We start from the raw sequence: 20,552 nt of genomic DNA, 5'->3' as shown, positions 1-20,552 counted from the left end.
GGACACGAGGCAATGACCGACCACAGCTGGGCAATGAAGGGCGAGCTTGTACTCTCCTGCAATTGCACGGTTTTTTGCCCTTGCGTGCTGTCGCTCGGCAACCATCCGCCAACGGAAGGTTATTGCCAGACCTGGGCGGGTTTTCGAATCGATGCCGGTCATTTCGGCGAAGTCGATCTTTCCGGGCTGAATCTCGGGCTGATCATGGAAATCCCGGGCTACATGAGCCGCGGCAACTGGACCGCCGGGCTGTTCATCGACAAGCGGGCATCGATCCACGCGGTCAAGGCGGTGACGCGTATTTTCACCGGCAAGGCCGGCGGCACGACCTCGCTTTTGTCGATCCTGGTGGGGAAGTTCCTCGGCGTCGAACAGGTGCCGATCAGCTATGAGACGCAGGATCGCACGCGCATCTTCCAGATTCCGAAGATCATCGATGGCGCCATAACGCCGGTTCCCGGCAAGGCACGCGGCAAGGACACGGTGATCAGCAACTCGGAATACTGGATCGCGCCGGAGATTATCGTCGCGAAGTCCGACAAGAGCCGCATGCGTGCCTTTGGCCGCAACTGGAATTTCGCTGGCCGCTCGGCCGAGATCTGCAAGCTGGATTGGCGGGGCCCGTGACGAAGAAAACAACTGCGAAAAAGCTCGCCGAGCGTATCCCGCGCCCGAAGAAGAAGGTGACGTGGCCACAAGCGAGGGCGTTCTCCGTCCACCTGCTCACCGCATCCGGCTCGTTCCTGGCCTTCCTGTCGCTGGTGGCGGCAAGCGAGGAACGCTGGACAGCGATGTTCTGGTGGCTCGGCCTTGCCCTGTTCGTCGATGGCATCGACGGACCGATCGCGCGCAAGCTGGAGGTGAAGGAAATTCTGCCGACCTGGTCGGGCGAACTGCTCGACAACATCATCGACTACGTGACTTATGTCCTGATCCCGGCCTTCGCCTTGTATCAGCGCGGCTTCATGGGCGAGGGGCTTTCATTCCTGTCGGCGGCAATCATCGTGGTGTCCAGCGCGATCTATTATGCCGATACCGGCATGAAGACGAAGGAGAACTTCTTCAAGGGGTTCCCGGTGGTGTGGAACATGGTGGTCTTCACGCTGTTTGTCATTGAACCAGGGCAATGGGTGTCCTTCGCCGTGGTGGTGATCGCCGGCGTCCTCACCTTCGTGCCGATCAATTTCCTGCACCCGGTCCGTGTCGTGCGGCTGCGGCCCGTGAACCTGACCGTTACGCTGCTCTGGTGCGCTTTCGGCGCGCTGGCTCTGGCGCAGTCGGCCCTCGCCAGTTTCTACAATCAGATCGGTGTCCTGGGCGAACAGGTCAGCCTTTTCACCAAGATCGGCATCAGCATCACCGGCATCTACCTGTTCTGTATCGGCGGCGTCATGCAGTTCTTCCCGAACCTTGGCGCCAGGAAAGTGTGAAGATGAGCAAAGCTATCCGCATCCACGCCCATGGCGGTCCCGAAGCCCTGGTCTATGAAGACGCCGATCCGGGTCGGCCAGGCCCCGGCCAGATCCTTGTCAGGCACACGGCGATCGGTCTCAACTTCATCGATGTCTACTTTCGCACCGGGCTCTATCCGGCCCCGAATGGTCTCCCGTTGATTCCTGGTGGCGAAGCTGCCGGTGTGGTGCTGGAACTGGGCGAAGGCGTCAGTGGGCTCAAGCCAGGCGACCGCATCGCCTACGCGATCAACATCGGTGCCTATTCCGAACAGCGCGTGATCGCCGCCGACCGTGTGGTGAAGATCCCGGATGATATCAGCGACGAGCAGGCTGCCGGCATGATGCTGAAGGGCATGACGGCCGAATACCTGCTGCGGCGCACTTTCAAGGTCGGTCAGGGCGATACGATCCTCTATCATGCCGCCGCCGGCGGCGTCGGGCTGATCCTCGGGCAATGGGCCAAGCATCTCGGTGCCACAGTGATCGGCACTGCAAGTTCCAGGGAAAAGGCCGACCTCGCCAAGGCACACGGCTATGACCACGTCATCGACTACGGGACGCAGGACTTCGTCGCCGAAGTGGCCCGGCTGACCGATGGCCGCAAATGTGATGTGGTCTATGACTCCGTCGGCAAGGACACTTTTCCAGGCTCGCTGGACTGTCTGCGCCCGCTTGGCACCTTCGTCAGCTTCGGCCAGTCATCCGGGCCGATCCCGCCCTTCAACATCGCGCTCCTGTCCCAGAAGGGCTCGCTGTTTGCCACTCGACCGACACTGTTTGTCTACAATGCCAGACGCGAAGATCTCGAAGCTTCGGCCAAGGCGTTGTTCGACGTGGTGGCGAAGGGCATTGTCGAAATCAAGATCAACCAGACTTATGCCTTGAAAGATGCCGGCAGAGCCCAGGCCGACCTTGAAGGACGCAAGACGACGGGAACGACTGTGCTTGTTCCATGAGCCTTCAACCGGCGTTTTGCTGAAATTCTTGAAGCTCTTTCAATTTGCGTGCCGCTATCGGAGTTAAGTCGCTGCTGCCTACGATGATCGCGGGAACACAGAACATATTCGGGAAAACCGAATGGGAGGCACTGTGAGTGCACAAGAAGCCGCCACGAGCCTGCTCGAGGTTCGCGGGTTGACGAAGGTATTCGGCACGCTGACGGCGTGCGACCACATCGACCTCACCATCCAGAAAGGCGAGATCCACGCGCTCCTCGGCGAGAATGGTGCTGGCAAGTCGACGCTGGTGAAGATGCTGTTCGGATCACTGGAACCCCATTCCGGAGAAATCCGCTGGGACGGACAGCCGGTCAGGATGACCAGCCCGAGCGTGGCAAAAAAGCTCGGCATCGGCATGGTATTCCAGCATTTTTCATTGTTTGAAGCGCTTACCGCAGCAGAAAACATTGCGCTCTCGCTCGACGATGGCGCCCCGATCGGCTCGATCGCGGCGAGGGCCCGGGCGCTGTCCTACTCCTATGGACTGCCGCTCGATCCGGACTCGCTTGTCGGAGACCTTTCCGTCGGCGAGCGCCAGCGCATCGAGATCATCCGCTGCCTGCTGCAGGCACCGCAACTGATCATCCTCGACGAGCCGACCTCCGTGCTCACGCCGCAGGAAGCCGACAAGCTGTTCGAAACGCTTGAAAGGCTGCGCGCCGAAGGCAAGTCGATCCTGTACATCTCGCATCGCCTGGAAGAGGTGAAACGCCTGTGCGACCGGGCAACGGTTCTGCGCCACGGCAAGGTTGTCGGCCATTGCAACCCGCGCGAGGAAACGGCTTCGTCGCTCGCCCGCATGATGGTCGGCAACGAGGTGAAGGCTGCCGAACGGACACCGATCACGCTCGATGGCGCGCAGGAACTGCTCAGCGTCTGCGGCTTGAGCCGAAAGCCCGCCGGACCGTTCTCCATGCCGCTGAAGAACATCTGGCTTTCCGTGAAGGCTGGCGAGATCCTCGGCATCGCCGGCGTTGCAGGCAACGGCCAGGGTGAACTGTTCGAGGCATTGTCCGGCGAAGCGCAGCAAACGAGTGCCGATGCCGTGCGCATTCGCGGCAAGGACGCCGGCAAGCTTGGCATCACCGGGCGTCGTCTGCTGGGGGCCGCCTTTGTGCCGGAAGAGCGACTGGGCCACGGCGCGGCACCGCGCATGAAGCTTTCGGAAAATCTGCTGCTCTCGCGCTATGCGACCGACGGCAAGGCATTTGTCGGTTCGGGCGGCATGGTCAAGGACGGTGCGGTCTATGAAGCAGCACAGCGCATCATCAAGTTCATGGACGTGCGCAAGAGCGCGCCCGATCCCGAAGCTGCCGCGCTTTCAGGCGGCAACCTGCAGAAATTCATTGTCGGCAGGGAGCTGGATCGCCAGCCGACGGTGATGGTCGTCAACCAGCCGACCTGGGGTGTCGATGCCGGTGCCGCCGCCCACATCCGCCAGGCCTTGATCGAACTGGCGCGTGGCGGTTCGGCCGTTCTGGTCATCAGCCAGGATCTCGACGAACTGTTCGAGATCTCCGATGCCATCGCGGTGATGCACAATGGCGAACTGTCCAAGCCTATCCCGATCGCGGAAGCGACCTTCGAAAGGATCGGCCTGCTGATGGGCGGCGCCGAACCCGGTCACGTCGAGCATAGACTGGAGACCGCGTGATGCGCCTGGAACTCGTCAAGCGCCCGCAACGCTCCGTGCTGTTTTCGGCGCTATCGCCCTTCATCGCCTTCGGATTGACTATAGTGGCAGGCGCGATCCTTTTCGCGCTGCTCGGCATCAATCCGCTCACGGCCTTCTACACCTACTTCGTTTCTCCGATCACCGAAGTGTGGCAACTGCACGAGCTGGCGATCAAGGCAGCTCCGCTGATCCTGATCGCCGTCGGCTTGTCCGTCTGTTTCCGCTCCAACATCTGGAACATCGGTGCCGAGGGCCAGTTCGTCTTCGGTGCGATCGTGGGGTCCGCCATACCCGTGCTCTATCCGGATTTGCAGGGCCCGTTCGTGCTGCCGCTCATGCTCCTGATGGGCATGATCGGCGGTGCGGCCTATGCCGCGATCCCTGCATTCCTGAAGACCCGGTTCAACACCAATGAGATCCTGACCAGCCTGATGCTGGTCTATGTCGCACAGCTTTTCCTCGACTGGCTGGTGCGTGGGCCCTGGCGCGACCCCAAGGGTTTCAACTTCCCGCAGACCGTGCAGTTCAACCCGTCAGCCGCGTTGCCTGAGTTGATGCCGATGTCCGGCCGAGCCAATCTGGGCTTCGTCTTCGCGCTTGTCGCTGCGGTCCTGGTCTGGATCCTGATGAGCCGCATGCTGAAAGGCTTTGAAATCCGCGTGCTGGGCTCAAGTCCGCGGGCAGGGCGGTTCGCCGGCTTCTCGTTCAATCGCATGGTCTTTTTCGCCTTCATGCTCTCGGGCGCCCTCGCGGGGCTTGCCGGCATCTCGGAGGTTTCCGGCGCTATCGGCCAGTTGCAGCCCTCGATTTCTCCGGGCTACGGCTTCACGGCCATCATCGTCGCCTTTCTTGGCCGTTTGAATCCGCTGGGCATCGTCGCCGCAGGCCTGGTGCTCGGCCTGACCTATCTCGGCGGAGAGGCGGCGCAGAGCGTGCTCGGCATCTCCGACAAGGTGGCGCGTGTCTTCCAGGGCATGCTGTTGTTCTTCGTGCTGGGCTGCGACACGCTGATCCACTATCGCATCCGGCTTGTCGGCCTGGCACCAGCCCCCAAAATCGACGCTTCGCCGAAACTGGAAGAGGCTCACTGACATGGATATCACTGTCAGCATTCTCCTGACGATCGCCACGGCAGCTACGCCGCTGCTGATCGCGGCTATCGGTGAACTGGTGGTCGAGCGCTCCGGCGTCCTGAACCTCGGTGTCGAAGGCATGATGGTGATGGGCGCTGTCGCCGGTTTTGGTGCCGGTCTGCTGACCGGCTCGCCCTGGATCGGCCTCCTTGCGGCCGTCGTGGTCGGCGCGCTGTTCTCGCTGCTGTTCGCGGTGATGACGCTGTCGCTTGCCACCAACCAGGTCGCGACCGGCCTGTCACTGACCCTTCTCGGACTTGGACTGTCCGGCATGCTTGGCACCAGCTTCGTCGGCCTGCCGGGCGAACGCCTGCCAAATCTCTACATTCCGGTGCTGACTGACCTGCCGGTGGTCGGCAAGTTGCTGTTCGGCCAGGACCCGATCTTCTATATCTCGATCGCGCTGGTGTTCGGCGTATCCTGGTTCCTGTTCAAGACCCGCACCGGACTCACCTTGCGCTCGATCGGCGACAGTCACACCTCGGCCCATGCGCTGGGCATCCAGGTCATCAGATATCGTTATCTGGCAGTGATGTTCGGCGGAGCCTGCGCCGGTCTTGCCGGCGGCCACCTGTCGCTGGTCTATACACCGCAGTGGGTGGAGAACATGACGGCCGGCCGCGGCTGGATCGCGCTGGCCCTGGTGGTGTTTTCGTCCTGGCGGCCACTGCGCGTGCTCGCTGGCGCCTACATCTTCGGTGCGGTCTGGATCGGCCAGCTGCATGCGCAGGCCTTCGGCATACCGATCCCGTCGCAGTTCCTGTCATCGCTGCCCTATCTCGCCACCATCATGGTGCTCGTCATCATCTCGCGCAACAAGCGTCTCACCATGATGAACACCCCCGCATCGCTCGGCCAGGCTTTCGTTCCGGATCGTTGACAACATAGAAAAAGACCAGCATAGCAAGGTTAATCCAGAGAGGTAACATCATGAAAAAACTACTGATTGCCCTGATGACGTCGGCGGCGGCGATGTCCGTTGCCGTCTCCGCTGAAGCTGCGGACAAATTCAAGGCCTGCTGGGTCTATGTCGGACCTGTGGGCGACTTCGGCTACTCCTACCAGCACGACCAGGGCCGCCTTGCGGTCGAGAAGAAGCTGGGTGACAAGGTCGAGACCGCCTATCTCGAAAACGTCGCCGAAGGCCCGGATGCCGAGCGCGCTTTCGAACGCCTGGCGCGCCAGGGCTGCAAGCTCATCTTCGGTACCTCGTTCGGTTTCATGGATGCCGAAGTGAAGGTCGCCAACAAGTTCCCGGACATCAAGTTCGAACACGCCACAGGCTTCAAGACCGGTCCGAATCTCGGCATCTACAATGCCCGCTTCTATGAGGGCCGCTACATCCTCGGTCAGATCGCTGCCAAGCAGTCCAAGAGCGGCGTCGCCGGCTACATTGTCTCCTTCCCGATCCCGGAAGTGGTCATGGGCATCAATTCCTTCATGCTTGGCGCGCAGTCGATCAATCCGAACTTCAAGGCCAAGATCGTCTGGGTGAACTCCTGGTTCGACCCGGGCAAGGAAGCCGATGCCGCCAAGGCACTGTTCGACCAGGGCGCGGACATCATCGTCCAGCACACCGATTCCACCGCGCCGCTGCAAGTGGCGCAGGAACGCGGCCTGCATGGTTTCGGTCAGGCTTCGGACATGATCAAGTTCGCACCGAAGTCGCAGTACACCGCGATCGTCGACGATTGGGGTCCGTATTACATCGAACGCGTCGAAAAGGCTCTGGACGGCACATGGAAGCCGGAGGATCGCTGGGAAGGCATCAAGGCTGGAGCGGTCTTCATGGCGCCCTACACCAACATGCCGGATGACGTGAAGGCGATGGCGGAAGCCACCCAGAAGAAGATCGCCGACGGCTGGAACCCCTTCACCGGTCCGGTTGCCAAGCAGGACGGTTCGGCCTGGCTGAAGGATGGCGAAGTTGCCGACGACAAGACGCTGCTGGGCATGAACTTCTACGTCAAGGGCGTGGACGACAAGCTGCCGCAGTAAGCAAGCGACTTGCGGGAACAGAAAAGGGCGCCTCAGGGCGCCCTTTTTCATTCAGCCGAACGACTGCGCTCTGCGCAGCCCGCCCAGCGGATCAGACGGCCATGCCGTGCAGGTCATAGGCATCGGCGCGATCGACCTTGACGGTGACGATATCGCCGACACGCAGCGGCCGACGCGACTGGATGTGCACAGAACCATCGATCTCCGGCGCGTCATATTTGGTACGGCCCTTGGCGACGGCGCCACTCGCTTCATCGATGATGACGGGCAGGCGCTTGCCGACCTTCTTCTGCAACTGTGCGGCAGAGATCTTCTGCTGGCGCTGCATGAAGCGGTGCCAGCGCGCCTCCTTGACGTCATCCGGGACCTGTTCGAGGCCAAGATCGTTGGAGCGCGCGCCCTTCACCGGCTCGTATTTGAAGCAGCCGGCCCGGTCGATCCTGGCTTCGTCCAGCCAGTCGAGCAGCATTTCGAAGTCTTGTTCGGTCTCGCCGGGAAATCCGACAATGAAGGTCGAGCGGATGGCGAGATCCGGGCAGGCCTCGCGCCACGAACGGATGCGATCCAGCGTCTTTTCGCCATGGGCGGGCCGGCGCATGTTCTTCAAGACCTGCGGCGAGGCGTGCTGGAAGGGAATGTCGAGATAGGGCAGGATCTTGCCCTCGGCCATCAGCGGAATGACGTCCGCGACATGCGGGTAGGGGTAGACGTAGTGCATGCGCACCCAGATGCCGAGTTCACCCAGTTCCTGCGACAGGTCCAGGAACTTGGCGCGGACCTCGCGATCCTTCCACGGGCTGCTGGCATATTTGATATCCACCCCATAGGCGCTGGTGTCCTGCGAGATGACGAGCAGTTCCTTGACGCCTGCGGCGGCGAGTTTTTCGGCTTCGCGCAACACATCTGCGGCCGGGCGCGACACGAGATCGCCGCGCAGGTCGGGAATGATGCAGAAGGTGCACCGGTTGTTGCAGCCTTCGGAAATCTTGAGATAGGCGTAGTGGCGCGGCGTCAGCTTGACGCCCTGCGGCGGCACCAGATCGGTGAACGGGTCATGTGCCGGCGGGGCAGCTTCATGCACCGCCGCCATTACGCTCTCATAAGCCTGCGGGCCGGTGATGGCGAAGACATTCGGATGCTTTTCGCGGATCAGTTCGGGCGTCGCGCCCATGCACCCCGTGACGATGACCTTACCGTTCTCCTTCAGCGCAGTGCCGATGGCATTGAGGGATTCGTCCCGCGCGGAATCGAGGAAGCCACACGTGTTGACCACGACGAGGTCGGCACCGTCATGCTTGCGCGATATCTCATAACCTTCCGCGCGCAACCGCGTCAGGATGCGCTCGGAATCGACGAGTGCCTTCGGGCACCCGAGGCTGACGAAACTGATACGGGGCGCTGCGGTCATCGTGGCGTTCCAATGGACGCGGGCCGGAACCCTTGAAGGGCCGGCCCGGAAATCTCTGGTTTTCAGTTGGGGCGCCTTAAGCGGCGCTCAATTCAGCGGCGCAATAGCATAGTTCCGGGAGCAAGCAAACCGCACCTGCCTGGCGACCAGTCTTGGTCGGCTTAATGCGCGGCGCCGACCGCCTTGCCAAACCACGGCGTAAGGAACTGGAAGTGTTCAGGGAATTGTTCGACCGCACCATCGAGAAGCATCTTCAGTGCGACGTAGAGGATGATGACCAGGCCGATATAGGCGATCCAGCGATAGCGATGCAGCAAGCGGGCGACGAAGGACGCGGCAAAACCCATCAACGCGATCGACAAGGCAAGCCCGATGATCAGCACCGTCGGGTGCTCCATCGCAGCACCAGCGACGGCAAGCACATTGTCCAGCGACATCGAAACGTCAGCGATGACGATCTGCCAGGCGGCCTGCGCAAAGGTTTTGCGCGCGGGGCCGGACGAGGTTTTTGCACTGTCGATATCGTCGAGGGCCTCCGTGGCCTCGTGTTCTTCCTCGTGCGTGACGCTCAGCTCGCGCCACATCTTCCAGCACACCCACAGCAGCAACAGGCCACCGGCGATGAGCAGCATCGGGCCGATGGCAAGCAACCATTGAGTGATCAGGGCGAAAATGATGCGCAGCACCGTGGCGGCGCCGATGCCGACGAGGATTGCCTTCTTGCGCTGATCCTTAGGCAAGCCGGCCGCAGCTAGGCCAATGACGATTGCGTTGTCGCCGGCCAGGACGAGGTCAATGGCGATGACCTGGAGAAGAGCCGACAAACCTGCTGCGGTGAAGATTTCCATCGATGGAAGCGCTCCTCATCGGGGGTTCATGAATCTGGCCCTACGAGCATCGACCTGTGGCGTCAAGTTCCAGGCGCGGAAAGGCCGTGGAAAGACCGCACTTCAGCCACTACTTAATTGCCCTGCAACCACCGACAATCGCGATGATGGCGTCGATGCCGTTGACGCTGGGAACAGGAAAGCGCTAAAGCCGGTTCCGACTGGTTCGGCACGGCAAGGCGGTCGCCTTTTGTCTACCGGGCAGTGGAGGGATGGCCGAGCGGTTTAAGGCACCGGTCTTGAAAACCGGCGTGGCAGCGATGTCACCGTGGGTTCGAATCCCACTCCCTCCGCCATTTCCCGAGGATTGCACAGCGTTTCCATGAAACCTCTTCCAGAAGATGCCTGGGGGGCCTGGTCACCGCAGGAACTGGCCTCGATGCTTGGGCGCGACACGCCACCCTGGTATGTCGTTGGCGGTTGGGCTTTGGACCTTTGGCATGGGCGCCAGACCCGCGAGCACGAAGATCTGGAGTTCGCTGTTCTGCCGGATCAGGTCGGACATTGTCGCCGGCTCTTGTCGGATCTCGAATTCTTTGCCGCCCGGGATGGCATCCTGACGCATCATCCTGCCAAGGCTGCGCTTCCCTCGAACCTCTGGCAGCTTTGGGGAGCGGACATGACCGCTGGTTGCTGGCGCGTGGACATGATGATCGAGCGGGGAACCCCGGACTTCTGGGTCTACAAGCGGAACCCTTCGATCCGAGTGCCTAGAGCCGAGGCGATCCGCAAGAACGCTAGCGGAATTGCCTATCTGGCGCCGGCGATCGTGCTGCTGTTCAAGGCGAAGCATCGCCGCGAAAAGGATGTTCTCGATTTTCGGGCCGCGCTGCCCCGCCTTGATGCCGGGAGAGAGCCGACCTGATCGGCTGGCTTGAGACGATGCATCCTGGCCATGAATGGATAGCGCCGCTGCATTGCTCCAATAGCGGCCAGGTTCTGGAAAGTCGCCCCGGATTAGCTCAGCGTTCCTGTCCAGCCAGTTCCGCCTTGAGCCATCGCTTGAAGGCAATGATCTTGGCATCGTTGGCATGGGCTGCGGACGCGACGAACCAGAGGTCGATTCCGGTCTCGACTTCCCACTCGAATGGCTTGACCAGTCGGCCGTCGGCAAGCGCGTCGGCGGCGATTGCCTGCCAGGCGATCATCACGCCGAGGCCGGCCATAGCGGCTTCCAGCGAAAGGGATGCATCGGAGAAACTCAACCCTTGCGGCAGATCGGCCTCGATCATGCCATGCGGCGCCAGCCAGTCCGTCCAGTTCTCCATGGCAGGATAGCGGATCACTGGAGCCGATTTCAGATCGGTCGGCGTCCTCAGGTTTGCGGCGAGCGCAGGAGCACAGACCGGAAAGATACGCTGCTTCAGAAGCAAGTCCGCGCTGGTGCCTGGCCATTTGCCCCGCCCCATCCGCAAAGCGACATCGAGATCGGACCGATCGAGGTCGGTCAATGTAAGACCCGTTTCGATACGCACCTGGATTTCGGGGCGCTTGCGCTGAAACGCGCTGAGCCGCGGCACCAGCCATCGGGTGGCGAAGACCGGCGTGGTGGTTACTGCAAGCACGGTGCGATCGGTTGCGCCCGCCTGATCGAGAGCCTGTGCGATCGATCGGAATGCCGGCTCCAGCGACGCCAGCATGCGCGTGCCGAACGGTGTCGGCGTCAGGCCCCGCGCTGTACGCTCGAATACCGGGCGTCCAAGCAGCTTCTCGGTGCGGATGACATGTTGGCTGACCGCACCGACGCTGATGCCCATCTCGTCCGCCGCCTTTGCCAGCGAGCCAAGGCGGCCTGCCACTTCGATGGCACGCAGGCCGTTCAGGGGAATGCGATTCAGAGCAACCATATAGATATTCTATAGGCTCGCGGGCAAAATCTCCATTTTTTTCGAAGGCCACCGCAGCAAAAGTCAGGACATCGAAACGCTCCAAGCAAGGAGGACAACATGTCCCTGGCCAGCCGCGCCGCACCATCTGATACGACAGCAATCCGGCCATTCAAGGTCGCGGTCCCGGACATGCAGATCGTCGACCTGAAGGCAAGGCTCGGCAGGACACGCTGGCCGTATGCGACGACCAACGATCACTCGCGTGGCCAGCCGGTCAGCTTTGTCATGGAACTCGTCGACCAGTGGATGAATGACTTCGACTGGCGCGAGCATGAAGCCCGGTTGAACAGCTATCCGCAATTCATCACGGAAATCGACGGTCAGCCGATCCATTTCCTGCACATCGGGTCCAGGCATCCCGGTGCGTTTCCGCTGATCCTCAGCCACGGATGGCCGGGCAGCGTGATGGAATTCCTTGAGCTGATCGAGCCGCTGACCAATCCGACTGATGGCGGTCTGCCCTTCGATCTGGTGATCCCCTCGTTGCCTGGCTTCGGTTTCTCCAGTCCACTTCGCGAAGGTGGCTGGGATTCGGCTCGTATCGCCAAGGCGTGGGACACGCTCATGAAACGGCTGGGCTATGACCATTATGGCGCGCATGGCGGCGATGTGGGCTCCGGCATCGGACGCGAACTTGGCATCCTGCAGCCACGAGGCCTTGTCGGCACGCATGTGCTGCAGATCTTCGCGTTCCCGACCGGCGCTGAGGGCGAGATGGATAAGCTCACCCCCTTCGAGATGGAAGGCATGGCGATCCTCGCCAATTTCGAGAAATACAACGGCTATCATCAGATACAGGCGAAGCGCCCCGGCACGCTTGCCTATGGGCTCGTCGACTCGCCTGTTGCCCAGATGGCGTGGAATACCGAACTCTGGTTCGGCTTCGACGGAAACAACATCGCCAATGTCGATCGCGATCGTTTCCTGGCGCAGGCATCGCTCTACTGGTTCACGGGAACGGGCGGATCGGCGGCCAACGTCTACTACGAAGACCAGCAGACCGGCGCAGGTTACCGCGAGGTGATGAACCCGACGCCGACCGGCGTTGCGGTTTTCCCGAATGATTTCCGCTCGGTGCGCAGCTTTGCGGAACGCGCAAACAACATCGCGCATTGGACCGAAATGCCGCGCGGCAGTCATTTTGCGGCGTCGGACGCGCCGGATCTGCTGGCGCATGACATCCGCGCATTCTTTTCGAAACTGAACGCCTGACCGCTAGCGGGAGAACCCATGTCACTGCCATTCGCCATCATCGACGTTTTCGCTGCCAGCCCACTCGAGGGTAACCCGTTGGCCGTGGTGGACGGCGGAGATGAGCTACCGGACGACCGGCTGGCCGCCATCGCCGGTGAGTTCAACCTCGTCGAGACGACCTTCGTGATGCGGGCAACGCATCCCGACGCAACACTGCGGTTGCGCTCTTTCACGGCTGCGGGCCACGAGGTGTTCGGAGCAGGCGGACACAACTCCCTCGGCGCCTGGCTCTGGCTGGCGCAATCGGGACGGCTGAATTTGCGCGGAGCCCGAACGGACTTCACACAGGAGATCGGCGGGCAGCTCTTTCCCCTGTCGATCGACGCGACACCCGGTCAGTCTATCCGTGTCACGATGGCGCAATCCCACGCCAGATGGGGAAACCAGGTGAAAGATTACGCGAGCTTGGCGGCTTCGTTTGGCTTAGCGCCTGACGCCATCCATGGCAACGCCCCGCCGGTACAGGTGGTCGACACCGGCGCGGGCCATCTGATGGTTGCGCTCAAGGATCGCAAAGCCGTCGATGCCGCGAGGCCTGATGTTCAGGCCCTCGGCGTGATCCTGAGGCAGGCCGGAGGCGAAGGCTGCTACGTGTACAGCCTCGACCCATCGACCCCGAACACCGTCGCCTATGCTCGCTTCTTCAATCCGACAATGGGCATTGGGGAGGATCCGGCTACTGGCACGGCAGCAGGCCCTCTGGCTGCCCATCTCGTCCGCCATGGCTTCGCTTCGCCGGGACGCATCGTTATCGAGCAGGGCAGGAAACTTGGCCGCCCAAGCCTGATCGAAGTTGAGATCGATGGTCTTGCGGTGCGGATCAGTGCGAGCGGGGTGATGGCAGCAGAAGGGAAACTCTGGCTCTGAAGGGGGAAGTGTGGATATGCCCCGCGGCACAATGCCGTCATTTCGCCACAATCTCGCCAGCTTCGAACCATAGTCGGTTAAGCGTGTGATAAGCATTTCCTGTGCAAAAAGGGGCTCTGGGGATCGGGGCGTCGGACAGGTTGTCACACGAAGCGCTTCGGCTTCGCCTGTGTTTGAGTAGCGTCGCCGTTGTTCGGAGGGGACAGTTCCAGCATGCCAAGTTCGGCGCGTCTTCGTCGTTTTTCCACCTACGCGCTGCTGGCCGTCTCAGTCGGCTTTCTCGCTGCCTGTGCCTCGTCCGAACCGAAGAGCATGGTGAGCAAGAAACGCTCGAAGGAATATTTCGCCGAATCCGAATATGGTGTGAAAGCCAGCCCGCGTGTCGCCATGCGGCGTGGAGGAGGGCGCGACCAGCTCGGCAAGCCTTATCAGGTGCGCGGCAAATGGTATTATCCCAAGGAAGAGCAGCGCTACTCCAAGACGGGTACCGCGTCCTGGTACGGTGAGGCCTTTCACAGCCGCATGACCGCCAACGGCGAGGTCTATGACCTGTCGCAGCTCACCGGCGCGCATCCGACAATGCCTCTGCCGAGCTATGCCCGCGTCACCAATCTCGACAATGGCAGCTCGGTCATCGTGCGCGTCAATGACCGGGGCCCGTATCATGAAGGCCGCCTGATCGATCTGTCCAAGCGCGCAGCCGACATGCTCGGCTATTCGAAGATTGGCACTGCCCGCGTCAAGGTCGATTATGTCGGCCGTGCGCCACTCGAGGGCAATGACGATTCCTATCTCATGGCCTCCTATCATCCCGGCAACAGGATACCTGATCCGTCCGACGGCCTGCCGACCGGCGTGATGGTTGCCATGAACGGTTCCATGCCAAGTGCGCCGGTGCGTGCAAGCGCTGCTGCCATTCCATTCCCTGGCCAGTTGACCGATACGACTTCGCTGCCTGAGCCGGTCCTGGCCGCGCAGCCGATCGGGGCCGACAGCGTCGCGCTGCCGGATTTCGGCCCGATTGCGCCGGCGCGGCCGGACTTCGCCGTCAGCCCGAAACTGCCATTCGAGATGGCGAGCCTGAACTATGCCGCAGAGCGCACGGAGCGTTCCGCAAGTGCCTTTGCGGCGCTGGAGGGACCCGCGGCGGCACTGGGCAGCTGGAAGCAGCCGGAGGATCCGTCCGACGACTATGTAGCTGCCGGCACGTTCGACGACGCCAGACAGGCAAGGCAGGTGGCGGCAGCGCTGAAAGCCTACGGCCGTGTCGAGATCGATCAAGCCAAGCTCGACGGCAAGGACTGGTATTCGGTCAATCTCTACCAGGACGGCCGCATGAGCGTGGACAGCATGCTGGAAGCGGCTTGGAGCCACGGCGCGCCGGACGCTTTCGCCGTTCGCGACTGATTGGCAACGAGCACGCGGATAAGTCATCACCCGGGCCTGCCGACGATTGATCCGTGACGGGCGATCCTGATAACGTCCCATTATGATTGCCAAATCCCGCTTTTGCTCTCCTTTGGCCGGCCTGCTTGGCCTTGCCCTCCTGGCGCTGTCGGCATTGCCGGCAGCCGCACAGCTTTTCGAAACCAAGGCGGCCACCGCATATATGATCGACGCTGAGACCGGCACGGTGTTGTTCTCCAAGCAGGCCGACAAAGCGATCCAGCCGGCGTCGCTCGCCAAGCTGATGACACTTGAAATGGCCTTCAATGCCGTGAAGAGCGGCCGCATGACGCTTAACGACACTTTCGTGGTCAGCGAAAACGCGTGGCGCAGGGGCGGCGCGCCCTCGGGCACCTCGACCATGTTCGCCGCGCTCAAGTCGGCGATCCGGCTCGAAGACCTGATGAAGGGCATCGCCGTGCAGGCCGCCAATGACGGTTGCATCATCATCGCCGAAGGATTTGCCGGCTCGGAAGGAAATTTCGCTCTTCAAATGAACGAGCGCGCGCGTCAGATCGGATTGCCGATCTCGACCTTCGTCAACGCCACCGGGCTGCCGGCGGAAGGTCAGAAGACGACCGTGCGCGAGATGGCGCTGTTGGCGTTGCGCCTGTCGCGCGAATATCCGCAATTCTATCCCTATTTCGCGCTCAAGGATTTCACCTGGAACAAGATCACCCAGCGCAACCGCAACCCATTGCTGGCGATGGATGCCGGTGCCGAGGGACTGGCGGTCGGCGCCAGTGAGCAGGATGGTTTTGCCATTGTCGGCGCGCTCAACCAGGGCGGCAAGCGGGTGATTGCTGCCATGAGCGGCCTGGCCAATGACCGCGAGCGCTTGGAGGAGGTCCGCAAGCTGCTGGATTGGGGCTTGCGCTCCTTCGAAAAGACCGAAGTGTTCGCCAAGGACGAAGTCGTTGGCGAAGCAGCGGTGTTCGGCGGCGTCAAATCCGGCGTGGCGCTGAAAGCCAAGGGAGCGATCGACCTTGTCCTGCCGATCTCCAATCGCGACAAGGTCACCGCGCGCATTGTCTACAACGGCCCGTTACCGGCGCCTGTCGAGGTCGGCCAGCCTGTCGGCACGCTGCGCGTCTGGATCGGCGACACGTTGAGCCAGGAAACCCCGGTGTTCGCGGCCGAAACGGTGGAAGTCGGCTCACTGCCGCGCCGCGCGGCCGATGCGGTCAAGGAGCTGGCGGTCGGCTGGCTGCGCTAGAGCAATCCCAGGAAAGTGTAACGGTTTCCGTCTGGAATTGGATAAAACAAGAAGTTAGAGCGTTTCCTTGAAAACGGAAACGATCTAGTCCTCTCGCCGCAGCGGCGTTGGACACCTATGTTTGATGTCGGGGCCACAACCGAGGCGCAGCGTTTGGCGAACGGATCTTTCATCACTTTCGAAGGCGGCGAGGGTGCCGGCAAGTCGACGCAGATCAAGCGGCTGGCCGAGCGGCTGCGCGGCAAGAAATATGATGTCCTGGTGACCCGGGAGCCTGGCGGCTCGCCAGGGGCCGAGGCCATTCGGCATGTTCTGCTGTCCGGCGCGGCTGAACCCTTCGGACCGAAGATGGAGGCACTGTTGTTCGCCGCAGCGCGCTCCGATCATGTCGAACAGGTGATCCGACCTGCTGTAGAGCGCGGCGCGGTCGTGCTTTGCGATCGCTTCATTGATTCCTCGCGTGTCTATCAGGGCGCCACCGGCGGCCTCGACCCGGCGTTCATCGATACCCTGCAGCGCGTGGCCATCAATGGCATGGTGCCGAACCTCACCTTGATCCTCGACATCGATCCGGAAGAGGGGCTGCGCCGCGCAACAGCCCGCCGCAACCCCGGCGAAACGCCCGACCGCTTCGAGAAGGAGACGCTGGCCATTCATCAACAGCGCCGCGATGCTTACCTGGCCATCGCCAGGGCGGAAGCCAAGCGCTGTGTGGTTATCGACGCTTCCGGAGACGCAAACACGGTCGAACATGCGGTGACTGATGCCGTTTTCGCGATGCTTGAGAAGTCCAGGCCGACCAAAACCAGTCACAAGGCGCCGGCATGAGTTTCGAGCGGCTGGCGCCGGAACAGCACGACACTTTGGATGAGGTTCCGGAGCCCGCCGAGAACCCGCGCCTGATCGGGCATGCGGACGTCACGGCAACTTTGGCCGCGGCCTACAAGGTGGGCAAGCTTCCGCATGCGCTGATGCTGTGCGGGCCGGCAGGCATCGGCAAGGCCACGCTCGCCTTCCACCTCGCGTATCATCTGCTGAAAAACCCGGACGCCAATCGGGCGCCGGAAACCCTGGTTGTTCCTGATCCCGCATCGGGGCTCTACCGGCAGATCGCGATGGGCGCGCATCCTTCCGTCCTGCATCTTACACGGCCGATGAATGACCGCACCAAGGCATTCAAAAGTGTGGTGACCGTCGACGAGATCCGCAAGGTCGGACAGTTCCTGTCAATGACGTCGCACGATGGCGGCTACAGGGTGGTGATCGTCGATCCCGCTGACGACATGAATACCAATGCTGCCAATGCGTTGTTGAAAAATCTTGAAGAGCCGCCCGCACGTACGATTTTCGTGCTCATCGTGCATGCGCCGGGCAGCCTGCTGCCGACCATCCGCTCGCGCTGTCAGGTGCTGAGGCTCGCGCCGCTTGCTGAGCGCGACCTGATGACGGTGTTGGACGCAATCGGCCAGAGCACACCGGATGACGCCGCCCAACGTGCAGCACTTGCCGAGCGGGCAGGGGGCAGCGCGCGGGCCGCTGTTCTGCTGACGCAATATGGCGGCCTGGAAATTGCGGCGGCGCTCGAAAAGCTGGTCTCGGCCGGTCGGGTGGACCTCGCCGGTGCCTACAAGCTGGCAGAGACGGTAGCAGGTCGGGATCAGGCCATCCCGTTCGAAACCTTCAACCGCCACGCTCTCGAATTGCTGTCCGCGGCGGCAAGCTCTTCTGCGATCGCCGGGAATCTCGGGGCGTGCCAAACTTTTGTCCGACACTTGGCAAGATGCGCAGCGCGCTATATCTGAGACCGAGACTTATAATCTCGACAAGAAGCAACACGCACTCACGATGATCGACCGCCTGAATTCTGCGATGCGAATGTGACGGCCCTCCCGGGATGGCTTTCGCCATGCCGATGCGATATCCACGCCCCGATATCCGTTCACACATTCTTCCATTCAGACATTCATGACGGCCCACTATGTCCCGTGAGAAATTCTACATCACCACCGCGATTTCCTATCCGAACGGCAAGCCGCATATCGGTCATGCCTACGAACTGCTCGCAACGGATTCCCTTGCCCGCTTCCAGCGGCTCGACGGCAAGGACGTGTTCTTCCTGACCGGTACGGACGAGCACGGCATCAAGATGCTGCAGACGGCCAAGAAGGAAGGAATCACCCCGCGCGAACTGGCGGACCGCAACGCTGCCGAGTTCCGGCGCATGGCGCAGGCGCTCAATGCGTCGAATGATGATTTCATCCGCACGACGGAACAGCGCCATCATGCGTCGTCCAGGCCATCTGGAAGGCGATGGAGGCCAATGGCGACATCTACAAGGGTGGCTACGCCGGCTGGTATTCGGTGCGCGACGAGGCCTATTACGGCGAGGAGGAAACCGAGGTCCGCGCCGACAATGTCCGTTATGGCCCACAGGGCACACCTGTGGAATGGGTCGAGGAGGAAAGCTACTTCTTCCGGCTCTCGGCCTACCAGGACAAGCTGCTGGCGCTCTATGAAAATCAGCCCGACTTCGTCGGTCCATCCGAACGACGCAACGAGGTGGCTTCCTTCGTCAAATCGGGCCTGAAGGACCTGTCGATCTCACGCACCACCTTCGACTGGGGCATCCCGGTCCCGGGTGATGAAAAACACGTCATGTATGTCTGGGTGGATGCGCTCACCAACTACATCACCGCAGCCGGCTACCCGGACACCCGGTCTCCTTCGTGGAGCTACTGGCCGGCAACGCACATCATCGGCAAGGACATCGTGCGCTTCCACGCCGTCTATTGGCCGGCCTTCCTGATGTCAGCGGGCATCGAATTGCCGAAGCGCGTATTCGCACACGGCTTCCTGTTCAACCGCGGCGAGAAGATGTCGAAATCGGTCGGCAACGTCATCGACCCGTTTACGATGGTCGATCACTATGGCCTCGACCAGGTCCGTTATTTCTTCCTGCGCGAGGTGCCGTTCGGCCAGGACGGCAGCTACAGCCACGAGGCGATCGTCAACCGCACCAATGCCGACCTCGCCAACGATCTCGGCAATCTGGCGCAGCGTTCGCTGTCGATGATCGCGAAGAACTGCAATGGCGTGGTGCCCCAGCGCGGCACGCTTGCCGAGGCCGACAAGGCGATGCTCGAGCAGGCAACCGCAGCGCTGGCGACAGCGCGTAAGGCGATGACCGAGCAGGCCATCCATCAAGCACTGGCTGCGATCTTCGCAGTCGTCGCGGATGCCAACCGCTACTTCGCCGCACAGGAACCCTGGGCGCTCAAGAAGACCGACCCCGCGCGCATGGAAACGGTGCTGTGGACGACGGCGGAGATCATCCGGCGCGTCGCCATCCTGTGCCAGCCCTATATCCCGGGCTCCGCTGCGAAGCTGCTCGATACGCTGGCCGTGGCTGATGACAAGCGCGACTTCGAGCATCTGGCGGACGCAAATGCACTGGTGCCCGGCACGCCGCTTCCAGCGCCGCAACCCGTGTTTCCGCGTTACGTCGAACCAGCCCCGGAAGCGACAGCCTGATGCTTGTCGACAGCCATTGCCATCTGGATTTTCCGGATTTTGCCGAGGAGCGGGCGGCCATCGTCACCCGCGCCTTGGCGGCTGGTGTCGGGCGCATGGTCACGATATCGACGCGCGTGAAGCGATTCCAACAGATCCTTGAAATTGCAGAGTCTTTCCAGGAAGTGTTCTGCTCCGTCGGCACGCATCCGCACAATGCCGCCGAGGAGCTCGACGTCACGACGGAGGATCTTGTTCGACTGGCCGAGCACCCGAAGGTGGTCGCGATCGGCGAGGCCGGCCTCGACTATTTTTACGACAAGGCGCCGCGCGATGCGCAGGCTCAAGGCTTGCGTACACATATCGCAGCCGCGCGCCAGACCGGACTGCCGCTGGTCATTCACGCACGCAATGCCGACGACGACATGATCGCGATCCTGCGCGACGAGACAGGGAAGGGCGCCTTCCCTTTCATCCTGCATTGCTTCTCCTCGGGCCGGCGGCTGGCCGAGGTTGGCGTGGAATTGGGGGGCTATGTCTCTTTCTCCGGCATCCTGACCTTCAAGAACTCTGCCGAGTTGCGGGACATAGCGAAGGACGTGCCACGCGACCGGCTGCTGGTGGAAACAGACGCGCCCTACCTTGCTCCGGTACCGCATCGCGGCCACCGCAACGAACCGGCTTATGTCGCTGAAACCGCAAGGGTCCTGGCGGAAACGATCGGCGTGAGCCAGGACGAGATTGCCCGGATCACCACTGACAACTTCTTCCGCCTGTTCTCGAAAATGCCGCGCCTGGCGCAGCAAGGCAACTGAGC

The 20,552-nt window shown here is 61.8% G+C and carries 17 protein-coding genes, 1 tRNA gene and 2 pseudogenes; 17 read left to right on the top strand and 3 right to left on the bottom strand.

The genetic code is table 11. The annotated features are described in order from the left end of the window. Window positions 1-12 precede the first annotated feature (12 nt). The 7 genes from ACFJIU_RS11055 (at window position 13) to ACFJIU_RS11025 (ending at window position 7,258) form a co-directional block, all read left to right on the top strand. Window positions 13-627, top strand: a complete 615-nt coding sequence (locus tag ACFJIU_RS11055) for a DUF1326 domain-containing protein (RefSeq protein WP_379071147.1) — start codon at window positions 13-15, stop codon at window positions 625-627. A 35-nt stretch (window positions 628-662) separates the two neighbouring features. Beyond that, window positions 663-1,430, top strand: coding sequence for a phosphatidylcholine synthase (pcsA, locus tag ACFJIU_RS11050; RefSeq protein WP_379073045.1), 768 nt, complete (start codon window positions 663-665; stop codon window positions 1,428-1,430). A 2-nt stretch (window positions 1,431-1,432) separates the two neighbouring features. After that, window positions 1,433-2,410 (top strand): quinone oxidoreductase family protein, encoded by a 978-nt coding sequence (locus tag ACFJIU_RS11045; RefSeq protein ID WP_379071144.1) that lies wholly within the window; start codon window positions 1,433-1,435, stop codon window positions 2,408-2,410. Window positions 2,411-2,531: 121 nt separating this feature from the next. Continuing rightward, the gene (locus ACFJIU_RS11040) at window positions 2,532-4,106 is read left to right on the top strand and encodes an ABC transporter ATP-binding protein (RefSeq protein WP_379071141.1); all 1,575 of its coding nucleotides are present in this window, start codon (window positions 2,532-2,534) and stop codon (window positions 4,104-4,106) included. Then, complete coding sequence (locus tag ACFJIU_RS11035) at window positions 4,103-5,218, top strand: ABC transporter permease (protein ID WP_379071138.1); 1,116 nt, start codon at window positions 4,103-4,105, stop codon at window positions 5,216-5,218. The genes ACFJIU_RS11040 and ACFJIU_RS11035 overlap by 4 nt, the downstream gene beginning before the upstream one ends. 1 nt (window position 5,219) lies before the next feature. Continuing rightward, window positions 5,220-6,140 carry an ABC transporter permease gene (locus ACFJIU_RS11030; RefSeq protein ID WP_379071135.1) on the top strand — a complete coding sequence of 307 codons (921 nt, stop codon included), beginning with the start codon at window positions 5,220-5,222 and terminating at the stop codon, window positions 6,138-6,140. Between the two features lie 50 nt (window positions 6,141-6,190). After that, window positions 6,191-7,258, top strand: coding sequence for a BMP family ABC transporter substrate-binding protein (locus ACFJIU_RS11025; RefSeq protein ID WP_326892048.1), 1,068 nt, complete (start codon window positions 6,191-6,193; stop codon window positions 7,256-7,258). Between the two features lie 91 nt (window positions 7,259-7,349). On the opposite strand, the gene rimO is transcribed toward ACFJIU_RS11025, so the two are convergent. Further along, window positions 7,350-8,666 (bottom strand): 30S ribosomal protein S12 methylthiotransferase RimO, encoded by a 1,317-nt coding sequence (rimO, locus tag ACFJIU_RS11020; protein ID WP_379071132.1) that lies wholly within the window; start codon window positions 8,664-8,666, stop codon window positions 7,350-7,352. 161 nt (window positions 8,667-8,827) lie between these two features. Beyond that, entirely contained in the window at window positions 8,828-9,514 is a 687-nt protein-coding gene (locus tag ACFJIU_RS11015) for a TerC family protein (RefSeq protein WP_379071129.1), read from the bottom strand. 245 nt (window positions 9,515-9,759) lie between these two features. Here ACFJIU_RS11015 and ACFJIU_RS11010 point away from each other — a divergent pair. Both ACFJIU_RS11010 and ACFJIU_RS11005 read left to right on the top strand, forming a co-directional pair. Then, a tRNA-Ser gene (locus ACFJIU_RS11010) sits at window positions 9,760-9,849 on the top strand. 26 nt (window positions 9,850-9,875) lie between these two features. Then, window positions 9,876-10,418, top strand: a complete 543-nt coding sequence (locus ACFJIU_RS11005) for a nucleotidyltransferase domain-containing protein (RefSeq protein WP_379071127.1) — start codon at window positions 9,876-9,878, stop codon at window positions 10,416-10,418. A gap of 97 nt (window positions 10,419-10,515) precedes the next feature. Here ACFJIU_RS11005 and ACFJIU_RS11000 read toward each other — a convergent pair whose 3' ends face one another. Beyond that, window positions 10,516-11,400 (bottom strand): LysR substrate-binding domain-containing protein, encoded by an 885-nt coding sequence (locus tag ACFJIU_RS11000; RefSeq protein ID WP_379071124.1) that lies wholly within the window; start codon window positions 11,398-11,400, stop codon window positions 10,516-10,518. Window positions 11,401-11,499: 99 nt separating this feature from the next. On the opposite strand from ACFJIU_RS11000, the gene ACFJIU_RS10995 reads away from it, so the two are divergent. From ACFJIU_RS10995 to ACFJIU_RS10960, 8 genes and pseudogenes are all read left to right on the top strand, one after another. Then, window positions 11,500-12,654: an epoxide hydrolase family protein gene (locus ACFJIU_RS10995; RefSeq protein ID WP_379071121.1), complete on the top strand. Its 1,155-nt coding sequence runs from the start codon at window positions 11,500-11,502 to the stop codon at window positions 12,652-12,654. An 18-nt stretch (window positions 12,655-12,672) separates the two neighbouring features. Next, the gene (locus ACFJIU_RS10990) at window positions 12,673-13,563 is read left to right on the top strand and encodes a PhzF family phenazine biosynthesis protein (RefSeq protein WP_379071118.1); all 891 of its coding nucleotides are present in this window, start codon (window positions 12,673-12,675) and stop codon (window positions 13,561-13,563) included. Window positions 13,564-13,776: 213 nt separating this feature from the next. After that, window positions 13,777-14,970 carry a septal ring lytic transglycosylase RlpA family protein gene (locus ACFJIU_RS10985; protein ID WP_379071116.1) on the top strand — a complete coding sequence of 398 codons (1,194 nt, stop codon included), beginning with the start codon at window positions 13,777-13,779 and terminating at the stop codon, window positions 14,968-14,970. An 82-nt stretch (window positions 14,971-15,052) separates the two neighbouring features. Further along, window positions 15,053-16,225: a D-alanyl-D-alanine carboxypeptidase family protein gene (locus ACFJIU_RS10980; RefSeq protein ID WP_379071113.1), complete on the top strand. Its 1,173-nt coding sequence runs from the start codon at window positions 15,053-15,055 to the stop codon at window positions 16,223-16,225. A gap of 153 nt (window positions 16,226-16,378) precedes the next feature. Next, window positions 16,379-17,053: a dTMP kinase gene (gene tmk / locus ACFJIU_RS10975; RefSeq protein WP_379071110.1), complete on the top strand. Its 675-nt coding sequence runs from the start codon at window positions 16,379-16,381 to the stop codon at window positions 17,051-17,053. Then, window positions 17,050-18,106, top strand: a pseudogene (locus tag ACFJIU_RS10970) (DNA polymerase III subunit delta'). The gene tmk and the pseudogene ACFJIU_RS10970 overlap by 4 nt, the downstream one beginning before the upstream one ends. Before the next feature lie 97 nt (window positions 18,107-18,203). After that, window positions 18,204-19,756 (top strand): annotated as a pseudogene (gene metG / locus ACFJIU_RS10965) (methionine--tRNA ligase). Beyond that, complete coding sequence (locus ACFJIU_RS10960) at window positions 19,756-20,550, top strand: TatD family hydrolase (RefSeq protein ID WP_379071107.1); 795 nt, start codon at window positions 19,756-19,758, stop codon at window positions 20,548-20,550. Before metG ends, ACFJIU_RS10960 begins: the two are co-directional and overlap by 1 nt. The last annotated feature ends 2 nt before the right edge of the window (window positions 20,551-20,552 follow it).

The organism is Mesorhizobium sp. UC74_2 (assembly GCF_042701485.1).
GTDB lineage: Bacteria > Pseudomonadota > Alphaproteobacteria > Rhizobiales > Rhizobiaceae > Mesorhizobium.
This window is presented reverse-complemented; position numbering and strand designations above follow the sequence as displayed.

Excerpts from the sequence above, each read along its gene's own strand:
- ACFJIU_RS11025 (WP_326892048.1), top strand. The coding sequence starts at position 6,191 with ATGAAAAAACTACTGATTGCCCTGATGACGTCGGCGGCGGCGATGTCC.
- ACFJIU_RS11055 (WP_379071147.1), top strand. The coding sequence starts at position 13 with ATGACCGACCACAGCTGGGCAATGAAGGGCGAGCTTGTACTCTCCTGC.
- ACFJIU_RS11015 (WP_379071129.1), bottom strand. The coding sequence starts at position 9,514 with ATGGAAATCTTCACCGCAGCAGGTTTGTCGGCTCTTCTCCAGGTCATC.
- rimO (WP_379071132.1), bottom strand. The coding sequence starts at position 8,666 with ATGACCGCAGCGCCCCGTATCAGTTTCGTCAGCCTCGGGTGCCCGAAG.
- ACFJIU_RS11030 (WP_379071135.1), top strand. The coding sequence starts at position 5,220 with ATGGATATCACTGTCAGCATTCTCCTGACGATCGCCACGGCAGCTACG.
- ACFJIU_RS11000 (WP_379071124.1), bottom strand. The coding sequence starts at position 11,400 with ATGGTTGCTCTGAATCGCATTCCCCTGAACGGCCTGCGTGCCATCGAA.
- ACFJIU_RS11040 (WP_379071141.1), top strand. The coding sequence starts at position 2,532 with ATGGGAGGCACTGTGAGTGCACAAGAAGCCGCCACGAGCCTGCTCGAG.
- ACFJIU_RS10990 (WP_379071118.1), top strand. The coding sequence starts at position 12,673 with ATGTCACTGCCATTCGCCATCATCGACGTTTTCGCTGCCAGCCCACTC.
- ACFJIU_RS10995 (WP_379071121.1), top strand. The coding sequence starts at position 11,500 with ATGTCCCTGGCCAGCCGCGCCGCACCATCTGATACGACAGCAATCCGG.
- ACFJIU_RS10980 (WP_379071113.1), top strand. The coding sequence starts at position 15,053 with ATGATTGCCAAATCCCGCTTTTGCTCTCCTTTGGCCGGCCTGCTTGGC.
- ACFJIU_RS11045 (WP_379071144.1), top strand. The coding sequence starts at position 1,433 with ATGAGCAAAGCTATCCGCATCCACGCCCATGGCGGTCCCGAAGCCCTG.
- ACFJIU_RS10960 (WP_379071107.1), top strand. The coding sequence starts at position 19,756 with ATGCTTGTCGACAGCCATTGCCATCTGGATTTTCCGGATTTTGCCGAG.
- ACFJIU_RS11005 (WP_379071127.1), top strand. The coding sequence starts at position 9,876 with ATGAAACCTCTTCCAGAAGATGCCTGGGGGGCCTGGTCACCGCAGGAA.
- ACFJIU_RS10985 (WP_379071116.1), top strand. The coding sequence starts at position 13,777 with ATGCCAAGTTCGGCGCGTCTTCGTCGTTTTTCCACCTACGCGCTGCTG.